This is a genomic window from Paenibacillus sp. VTT E-133291 (assembly GCF_002264395.1).
In the GTDB taxonomy this organism is placed as follows: Bacteria; Bacillota; Bacilli; order Paenibacillales; family Paenibacillaceae; genus Paenibacillus_AQ; species Paenibacillus_AQ nitricinens.
Window position 1 is genome coordinate 1 of the sequence record NZ_NFVA01000145.1, and the last position, 9833, is coordinate 9833.

Sequence of the window (9833 nt, forward strand, 5' to 3'; positions counted from 1 at the left end):
ATCAGCTTCATGAACGGGATTTCTACCGTTTATTTCTTCGCAATATGCACTTTAAGCTGCTTGCCCTTTACGGTCGTCTCTCTCATCGCTTGCAGTACCATAGCACCCTTACCGTTCAAAATATCCACATATGTCACATTGTCCTGAATCGAGATAATGCCGATATCTTCGGCGGACATCCCCTCAAGCTTCGCGATAGTTCCTACAAAGTCCACGGCTCTTAGCTTCTTTTTCTTGCCGCCGTTGAAGTACAGCTTCATGATCTCTTTGTTCAAGCTTTCGCTTTTGTCCTTCTTGCGGACAGGCTGCTTGTTAATCTTCTGCTCAAACGCTTCCTTCGCGTAAGCAACGGCATCATCTGAAGGTGCTTTCATAGTTGGGATGCTGAAGCCTATATAGCCTTCAATATCCTTCACCCACTTTTGCTCATTTGGAGTGACAAAAGTGATCGCTTTACCCGTCTTACCTGCACGAGCGGTTCTGCCTGTACGATGTACATAGCTTTCTTTTTCCAGCGGAATATCGTAATTAATCACGTGGGTGATGTTCTCGATATCAATCCCTCTAGCCGCCACATCTGTAGCGATTAGATAACGGAACTGCCCTCTTTTAAAAGCGTTCATGACCTCAAAGCGCTCGTCCTGCTCCATTCCCCCGTGGATCTTATCACAGGGATATTCCAGATCAGCCAGCCCTCTAAATACCGTATTCACCTGTTCTTGTGTGCGGCAAAAGATAATACAGCTGTCCGGATTCTCCACCGTAATAATATCGCTCAGTAGCGAGAACTTGGCAGCTTGTCTCACTTCAATCAACGCATGTTCAATGGTAGCGGTTGTAATTCCACTTGCTTGTATCTCAATTTCCACCGGATCGCTCATATATTTCCGGCACAAATTCTTAATCACTTCCGGTAATGTAGCGGAGAAAACACAAGTCACTCGTTCTTTTGGCAGCTGCTTAATGATCTTTTCGATCTGCTCAATGAACCCCATGCTCAGCATTTCGTCTGCTTCATCGATGATCAAATACTTGATCCGATTTAGCGGAAGCGTACCTCTTTCAATATGGTCGAACACACGTCCAGGCGTACCTACGACAACATGTGTTTTTTGAGTAAGCTCAATTTTTTGTGGAGCAAAGGGCTGCTTACCGAAAAGAGCCACAGCCTTAACCCGTTTAAATCGTCCAATGTTGGTGATATCCTCTTTCACTTGCATGGCAAGCTCCCGAGTAGGCGTTAGAATCAAAGCCTGCGGCTTATTCTCCACCCAATCCACCAAATCACAGACCGGGATTCCGTAAGCTGCCGTCTTTCCGCTACCCGTTTGCGATTTAACGATCAGATCCTTTTGCTGAAGAGCTACAGGGATCACTTTGCTTTGAACTTCTGTTGGCGTCTCATATTTCAGAACATCCAGCGCTTTAATAATGTCTTCGTTTAACTCATAATCTCTAAATTGCAATTCACTCATCGTTCAACCTCTTCTATGCCGATTGTTCTGGTTAAAGCGGAAACTCCGCGATCCTTCATCTTGTGCATACTTATCATTATAACAGCTATTGGCTCCCTTGATTCCATTCCTTATAGAACTGGTCCAGATAATTAAGCATAAAATCATGCCGTTCTTCTGCTAACTTGCGTCCATAGGTTGTATTCATCAGGAATTTTAATTTTAATAACTTTTCATAAAAATGATTGATAGCTGTTCCTTTGCTGTAATCCCTGTACTCCTTTTGAAGCGATTTATCTCTTGGAGACACTTCCGGATCATAAGCCGGACGACCTTTCGCCCCTGAGAAAATAAAGGTTCTGGCAATCCCAATGGCCCCAAGTGCATCAAGTCGATCGGCATCTTGGACGACTTGGCCTTCAAGCGTCTGCATCGGTTCTCCCCCGCCACCGCTAAAGGACATCGTCTCAATAATCATCATAATATGATTAATTTGTTCCTCATTTGTAAGATATGAAGAAAGCCAAGTACGTACTTTATGCAAACCTTCTTCTTTAGACGGATTAAGCTTCTCGTCAGCAACATCATGCAGCAAGGCGGCCATCGTGCAGACAAATACATCTGCGCTCTCGATCTTGGCAATTTCAGCGGCGGTGTTGCGCACTCTGTCGGAATGCCACCAGTCATGACCCGTAGTATCTTGTCCCAGTTGTTCTTTAACAAAATCTTCGGTCCGAGCTATAATTAAAGATTTATCCATCGTAGAAAAACTCCCTTTCCGTAAGGAATATCGAAGCCTTATTATAGCTGATAACTTATCCATTCGCCCACTAGAAATCGAACCTAATATAAATTCTTACTTGCATGACTCGGAATGATCCGCTATAATCGGCAGTATCAAATTTTCGAAGGGAATTGGTTCTGGTGAATACAAATACAATCATGCTGAATCAACTTCATTATTATCACAAACAGCGTTAGCATTCCTGAATTTTTTCAGGGAGGCTAACGCTACTCGCGTTGGCCTCCCTGCGGCATAGATACGCGCAGGACCAAGAGGTCCTGCGCGTTTTTTATTTTCTAAACTATGCCAATTCAAAGGAGCTACTAATGATGCAAAACATTAAAGGAACTTATGACTACTTCGGTAAAGAGCAAGCGCTCAGAAAGAACATTCAAAAAACGCTGCAGGATTTGTTCGAACTCTATGATTTTGAATCTATGGACACCACATTATTAAACGAACTGGAATTATTAACCTCGAAATATGCAGGTGGAGATGAAATTCTCAAGGAAATGTACCAACTCTCGGATCAAGGCAACCGCAAGCTAGGGTTACGCTATGATCTGACGATTCCTTTTGCTAAAGTGATCGCATTAAATCCAGGGATAGAGTTCCCCTTTAAAAGGTATGAGATCGGAAAAGTGTTCCGAGATGGACCCGTAAAACGTGGGCGTCTGCGTGAATTCCTACAATGTGATGTCGATGTGGTCGGCATTTCCGGCCCTGAGGCTGAAGCTGAGCTAATGCAACTGGCTACCGAAGCTTTCCGCAAGCTGGACATTCCTATCATCCTAAAATGGAACAATCGACGTTTTCTCGGTGAGATTCTAGCATCCATCGGCGTACCTGCAGAAGAGCAACTTTCCGTTATGCTTACCCTTGATAAACTGGAGAAAATCAATATTAATGGAGTGGAGAACGAGTTAATTGGCAAGGGGCTAGAACCTGCAACCATCGCAGCGATTCTAGCGCTTATCGAAATGAACTGTCCAAGCTTTGAGCAGTTATGCAATAAATACAATCTTACAACGCAACCGGGTGCGTCAGAGGTTCTCGTCCTTCAAAATCTAATCCAAGACATTGGACTACAGAATACTTGCCGCTTCGATCCTTTCTTATCACGAGGTCTTTCATTCTACACAGGAACAGTTTACGAGATCTTTGATGCATCGGGTTCCTTTCCCTCAAGCTTGGGTGGTGGAGGCAGATATGACGCGATTATCGGACAGCTAGTGGGCAGAGAGGATATTGAATATCCTACGGTTGGGTTGTCTTTTGGTATGGAGTCAATCATGGCGCTCCTGGCAGAACGACCTACCCAAGAAAATAGTGCAGCTAATGTTATGGTCATTCCCATTGGTGAGACACTACCACAAGCTTTGATTGCAGCGGCTGAGCTGCGTGCTTGTTCTATAAGAACCACTCTCGTATCTGGTAAAAGAAAATTAAAAAAGCAACTCGCCACAGCCTCATCCAAAAACATCCGTTACGTAATACTGATCGGCGAAAGCGAAGCAAGTGATGATAAGGTGCGTTTAAAGGATATGGCGGAACAAACAGAGGTTATCGTTCCGCTGGATGAAGCTATTTACCTCATCACTGGCTAAGCTAGTATTCACTTAAAAAGATCTCATAAAAAAAGACCCCGCCGACGGCCGGCGGGGTAAAGTTTATATTTAAGGGAGGTTATATATGTACTATAACCTTGCAAGCTTAATATTTTATGAATGACGGATAAAGATTCCCTTAATCCTTCTTAGATCTTAAACCGATCTACCAGCGCCTGTAGCTCCTTGGCACTTTGGGTATTCTCGTCAGCCACCGTAACTTCATGGAATGTCTTCTCAACGATATCAGCCGTCTTCACCGCAATATCCTGAATCCCAATAGCCCCCTCATTTACTGTAGCAGCCACTTCATTGACCGCTATAGAAATACTAGATACCGCCATACTTAGATGATCGGCCGCGGTCTCGAATTGATTCATCAGCAAATTCACTGTAGTAGCATCTCTGTTATATTGCTGACTTACCTCCGTTAGCCGCTCATAATCTCCAAGAACATTCTGGTCAATAAAAGCAAGTAACGCCTCTGAATTTTCCTTCATTAGTTCAACAGAAGCATATACACCTGAAACGACCCCTTGAATCCCAGCCGCAGTCTCTGACGATTTCTCAGCCAACTTGCGGATTTCACCAGCTACAACAGCAAAACCTCTACCCGCCTCACCTGCTCTAGCCGCTTCAATCGCTGCATTCAAAGCAAGCAGATTAGTCTGACTAGTAATCGATAGAATCGTATCCGCCAGTACATTAATCTCCGAGATCGCATTCGACTGTTCAATTGCTTTTTCCATATCGATACGAACAGATTCATACACTCGCTTCGCATTATCCGTAGACTCTAACGCCTCATCTTGTAACTCCATCGCCCGCTCACTGATCTGTTTGGAAACTTCCGCGCCTTCCTTTACATTAATGGAGATCTCGGATACATTAACATCAATTTCAGTAATCGCTGCCGTCATCTCTTGTGTTGAAGCTGCTGTCTCTTCCATCCCTGCCGAAAGCTGCTGTGTTGTTGCCGAATTGTCATGAGCATTCTCCCGCACATCTATAGACAGCTTTTCAAGAGTCTCCGCATTATCAAGCACCTTGGTCGAGATCGTGATTAGACTACTCGCCATATCACGAAGAATAACCCGTGTTCGGAGCATCGCAATGGCTATCGTACCTGTTTCATCTTTGTTTTTCGTCAGATACTCGTACTGGGAGTCATACGTCAAATTCAGCTCTGCCGTTCTATTTATCAAATCTGTCAGTTTAGTAATCGGTGAAGAGATTTTTTGGGCAAAATATAAAGCAATCAACAATGCAATAATCAAACTTCCTGCACCCAGCAACAGATTAAAGCTTCTCATCTCGTTCACTGGTTTTACAATTTCATCTAAATTTGCGGTTAGCCCAAGCAACCAGTGGGTCTCAGGCATAACAGTGTAGGCTGATTTTTTATCCACATCATTATATGTATAGCTAAGCAGGCTATCTTCTACTTTTTCACCAGATTTCACACGCTTCACCACAGCCATGATCTGATCATTGGCAACAGGCTGTCCTACTTGCTTCTTATCCGGATGGTACAGTGTATTCCCATTCTCATCGAGAAGATAAGCATACGAAGTCGTTGTATTTACTACTTTTGCATCTGCTAAATACTTAATCATACTATCTGCAGAAACCGCTGAAGCAACATATCCTATCATCTTCCCGTTACTCTTAACCGGATGCACAAAAGCCACCACATAAGCCCCAGTAGATTTTGATTTTAGCGTTTCGCTAATGACCGGCTCCGCGGTCTCCATAACTTTTTTCGTATAATTTCTTTCACTAAAATCCGTACCAATAAGCTTAATGTCACTATCAGCCACAGCGATGCCTTTCATATCACTGACAAAAGCATGTTCCAGGTTCCCAGCATCCTTCACAATTCCCTGAAGGCTGATATTTACCTCATTCTGTAGCTCACTCCCCTTGGCGATTCCACCATTCCCTGCTTGGAGTAATAATTCGACAATTTCCGACCTTCCGGCAATAAGCTCAATACTTCTCTGCTCCTTCGAAATCATAGACGATATGGTCTGAGCTTTATTCGTATTGACCTGCTTCATAGAATTCTCAGTAAGGCTAACAATTGCCTGAGTTGACCTTAAATATGTAAAAACCCCCATTACAGCAATACATAATAGGGTCACACCTATCATCATAAGTGATAGTTTAAGACGAATCTTCATTTTTCCTCATCCTTCCGACTACTGTTCATTAGAGAACAATGCAATTGTAAATAATACAACTACTATCGGATATGTTGATAAATTAGTGAATATTGGCGAAGTGAAAATACGGAAAATATCAAAAAATGTCGAATTTTTGCATATAAATGCAGAAAAAACTAGTTCTACTAGTTCGGTAACCTTCTTCATACTAGTTATTAAGACCTCTTTTTTCTCTAAAGTGAAGTAGGCGGATCTGACTGGGACGCCGGGGTAACTTGCGTGATTGCACCATCTATTAAGGGGCGTTTAGTTCTACTACGTAAAAAAAGACCAGACATTGCAGCGAGAATTTGCTGGAATAACATTCCTGATATCACGGGGAGTGCAACAGCCGGAGGGAAATATTTTACTGCGAGCACAGCTCCCGCGCTTAAATTACGCATGCCGGAATTAAATTGCACAGCCACAGAATCTTCATAGCTAAAACGGAAACGGCGTGATACTAATGCTCCGATTACATATCCAAGAACCACGGTTAAGAAGGTTACGCCAATAATAATTGCCAATTTACTATCCGGGTGTTTCAGATAACGAGCAATGCTGGCACCATTAATAGAAACGACCATGAACAACCCAACCTTTACGAATGGGGAAAGCGGAGGTCCACATACCGTATTCACCTTACCTTTTGTCCATTGATTCAGAAGCATCCCGACCACTGAAGGAATGACAACCATCCATAGGAGCCCTTTCATCATTTCCCCAAGTTGAATCTCCACACTTGCTCCCATGAGCAAATACAAGGTACCCGGAACGACAATCGGTGACAAGAGCGTATCGATCAGAATAATTGCCAAAGTTAATGCAATATTCCCGCCGTATATGGATACCCACACCACGCTAACGACACCCGTTGGGATCGCAAACAACAGTACAAATCCAGTCACTGTGTAAGGATCTCCCGGAAAAAAAGCACTTGCAACGAGCCAGCCAATGAGCGGCATCACGATATGAAGAATAATCATCAACACGATCAGCTTCTGTGGTTTCAGCAGTACGCCCAGCAGATCTTTGAGATTGGATTTCAAGCTTCCGATCAATGTCATAAAAGCGAATATCCAAGGGACGAGACCTGTGAATGGTAGCAGTCTGCTTTCATTAAGCACGCCAACGACGATGGCAGTAGGGGTTAATAATGGCATGATTTTTTCGAGTACAACATTGGATTTGATGAGTCCATTTTTTATATTCGTAAGCATGTTTCGCACACCTTATGTATGGATGTCATACATTCCTTATCCGCAAATTTATGTTGTAGCAGTCTCTATAAGCTTACAGAAATCATACAGGACTTTCCATTAATCTACTACACAAAAAAGGAACCAATTCTTTAAATTGGCTCCAAGTAGTAATTTTATAGAAATGCTTAACGATTTAAACCCCTTGCGGAAACAATGCATCCAGTGCTGGACATGGCAGTTTATCCAGAAACTGAGCCAAAGGCGCTGGCATGTTACTGTATAAGTCCTTCAGTGAGGTTCCCTGATAAATGTTGCCAATAATAACGGGATGACATAATTCAGAGATCAGGATGTCCCCATTTCCATGTAGATGAAGCTGTTTCTTGCCCTCTATGCAATGTGGAAAATAAACGCCCTGTTGCTCCTCGAACCCAAGCATATCCATAAAACGGTCCATGCAAGTGAAATACAAGATCGTATCCTCTTTCTTCATAGCGATCAGTTCACTCACAGCATTCTTTAATTGTTCGCGGGCAGCTATAGACTTCCAGCCTGTATGATCCATGATAATACTGTTCTGAATCTCATGTGTTCTAACACCCATCGCGTAGACATGATCGCTGATTTCCTTCATGTTATCCTGAGTTTCGCTGAACAACAGCGTCTCCAGCACCGTATCTACACTAGATGCCGCGAACATAGTAATGTTCTCTCTAATTTTCTCATAGATGCTTGGATGAATATTATAATAACGAGAGAAGGCGTCCGCAGTAGTAAAATTGAAGGAAATATGTATCGTCGTTAATCCTGCCGCGACCAATTGATCAATCCTTTCAGCATTTAAAAGACTGCCGTTCGAATTCAGCTGTGTCTGAATCCCTCTGGATGAGCAGTAGTTTACAATCTCCACACAGTCATCGAACTTTAATGTGACCTCGCCACCTGACAAGCGTACTCTTTTCAGATCAGGAAGCTCTTCAAGAATTCGGATAACCTCTTTAGAATTGATGCTTTGTCCATCATTTCTATTATACGCACAACAATAATCGCAGCGGAAATTACAGTTCGAGGTAACTCCTATTTCTAAGCCTTCCAGCTCATAAGTAAGCGGTTTGTCTAATTCCAATGCTTTATATCTCATACTCTAAAGTCCTCCTGAAAAATAATGATTTGATTCAAGGGCTCAATCTTAGAGATTATAAAGGTTTATGGATTAGGTTAATGTGAGGTTTATAACAGTCGAAGTGTGTTTGAGAAATCCAGGTCAGCAGCTTCAGTCGTAACTCCGGAATGTTTAGACTTCCGCAGACAGCCCATGCTTACGAAGTGAGCTTTCCTACGGAAAGCTTTCGGGCGGTCGCTATCGCTTCTACAGTTCCAAACTTCCCTTCGTCACTACTTAGCTGATCTCATTTTTCGTAATGCTTTCCTTCTTCGAAAGAGTTGCCACCTGATGGTATCCACACACTCTGGTGAATTTTCTTCTCATTTACGACTGAATAAACATAAATCCAACCTTCTTCGTTTTTAAATCTAACTTGTAAATGATAAGGATTTAGTGATTGAGCTGTTCTGTTTTTCGGGATACTTGATAATCAATCCAGTAGGATAATTAAACCAGACTTCCTAATCTTACGGGGTAAAAACAAGGCTACTCCAAATATAATGAGGACAAAAACAACCACAACATCACCCTCCTCTGAATCAGGCTTCTTTCGAAGTCCATGACTCATTTACTGGTCTGAACCATTAATTTCCAGTATAATACTTTATTGTAAGTAAACACAACTCATGCAGAACTCTTGAAAGGAGCCAAAAGATGAGGAAAATCATCCTAAACGCACTCATTATCCTAATATTCATATTTGCTACAGGCTGTACATCTAATGCTGATACTGTTGATACACCGCTGTACTCAGGGAAAAGCTTATTTATAGGTGTTGTTGGCGAGGTCCCTAAAATAAGAGAAGAACATGTGCACTTCACAAGTATTTCTTTTGAGGAGTTAGAAGATTACGATGAACTTGCATCTGATTATGATGCCGTAGTTATTATGAAGGAGCATCTGCAAGAAGCGGACGACAATAAGTATGTTAAAGTATATACTCATGCAGGGATTCCTTTTTTCTTTATACAGTCTACCAAGTCATTTATGCCATTTGTTCTTGAAGACGTATCATATGAGCACTCTTCTTTAAAAGACTTTAATAATAATATGTATGCCACAGGATATTTTCATAATGGTGAAAAATATAGATCTTGGGAATATGGGCTTTACAACGACAAAATAAATGAACCCAACATTAAAGATGCCTACTCGCGGATATTCACTACTATCGAGTCCATCGAGAATGGTACGTATGAATAGGCATATCCCCTTCGTAAGAGAAAGATCATTTATGCCGTAAAATTTATAAATTCCGATCCATTTTAGATTTCATATCCCAAACTCCCCTACCTCCTGCACCCAGTCAATGAAATTGTGATGGAAGATGGCAAGGGAGATTTATAGGAAAAAATTCCCTATTTTCAGGATGATTTCTTCACAATTACCCAGTTATGCGGAATTTCTCCCTATAATA

General features: G+C 42.2%; 7 protein-coding genes. 2 read left to right on the forward strand and 5 right to left on the reverse strand.

Annotation, left to right across the window (positions count from 1 at the left end):
- Window positions 1-29: 29 nt before the first annotated feature.
- Window positions 30-1475, reverse strand: a complete 1446-nt coding sequence (locus CA598_RS30120; protein ID WP_094878868.1) for a DEAD/DEAH box helicase — start codon at window positions 1473-1475, stop codon at window positions 30-32.
- An 85-nt stretch (window positions 1476-1560) separates the two neighbouring features.
- On the reverse strand, window positions 1561-2214 hold the full coding sequence (locus CA598_RS30125) for an HD domain-containing protein (RefSeq protein WP_094878869.1): 654 nt from the start codon (window positions 2212-2214) through the stop codon (window positions 1561-1563).
- Between the two features lie 350 nt (window positions 2215-2564).
- On the opposite strand from CA598_RS30125, the gene CA598_RS30130 reads away from it, so the two are divergent.
- Window positions 2565-3845, forward strand: a complete 1281-nt coding sequence (locus tag CA598_RS30130; RefSeq protein ID WP_306440495.1) for a histidine--tRNA ligase — start codon at window positions 2565-2567, stop codon at window positions 3843-3845.
- Between the two features lie 149 nt (window positions 3846-3994).
- Here the strand turns inward: CA598_RS30130 and CA598_RS30135 are convergent, their stop codons facing one another.
- The 3 genes from CA598_RS30135 to CA598_RS30145 form a co-directional block, all read right to left on the reverse strand.
- Complete coding sequence (locus tag CA598_RS30135; protein ID WP_094878871.1) at window positions 3995-6028, reverse strand: methyl-accepting chemotaxis protein; 2034 nt, start codon at window positions 6026-6028, stop codon at window positions 3995-3997.
- A gap of 215 nt (window positions 6029-6243) precedes the next feature.
- On the reverse strand, window positions 6244-7269 hold the full coding sequence (locus tag CA598_RS30140; protein ID WP_094878872.1) for a bile acid:sodium symporter family protein: 1026 nt from the start codon (window positions 7267-7269) through the stop codon (window positions 6244-6246).
- Window positions 7270-7444: 175 nt separating this feature from the next.
- Entirely contained in the window at window positions 7445-8392 is a 948-nt protein-coding gene (locus CA598_RS30145; protein ID WP_094878873.1) for a radical SAM protein, read from the reverse strand.
- A gap of 678 nt (window positions 8393-9070) precedes the next feature.
- Here CA598_RS30145 and CA598_RS30150 point away from each other — a divergent pair.
- A complete protein-coding gene (locus CA598_RS30150; protein WP_256990713.1) occupies window positions 9071-9619 on the forward strand; it encodes a hypothetical protein in 549 nt (182 codons plus the stop codon).
- The last annotated feature ends 214 nt before the right edge of the window (window positions 9620-9833 follow it).

What these genes read in the sequence shown, in the direction of transcription:
- CA598_RS30120 (WP_094878868.1), bottom strand. Translation starts at nt 1,475, where the DNA reads ATGAGTGAATTGCAATTTAGAGATTATGAGTTAAACGAAGACATTATT.
- CA598_RS30125 (WP_094878869.1), bottom strand. Translation starts at nt 2,214, where the DNA reads ATGGATAAATCTTTAATTATAGCTCGGACCGAAGATTTTGTTAAAGAA.
- CA598_RS30130 (WP_306440495.1), top strand. Translation starts at nt 2,565, where the DNA reads ATGATGCAAAACATTAAAGGAACTTATGACTACTTCGGTAAAGAGCAA.
- CA598_RS30135 (WP_094878871.1), bottom strand. Translation starts at nt 6,028, where the DNA reads ATGAAGATTCGTCTTAAACTATCACTTATGATGATAGGTGTGACCCTA.
- CA598_RS30140 (WP_094878872.1), bottom strand. Translation starts at nt 7,269, where the DNA reads ATGCTTACGAATATAAAAAATGGACTCATCAAATCCAATGTTGTACTC.
- CA598_RS30145 (WP_094878873.1), bottom strand. Translation starts at nt 8,392, where the DNA reads ATGAGATATAAAGCATTGGAATTAGACAAACCGCTTACTTATGAGCTG.
- CA598_RS30150 (WP_256990713.1), top strand. Translation starts at nt 9,071, where the DNA reads ATGAGGAAAATCATCCTAAACGCACTCATTATCCTAATATTCATATTT.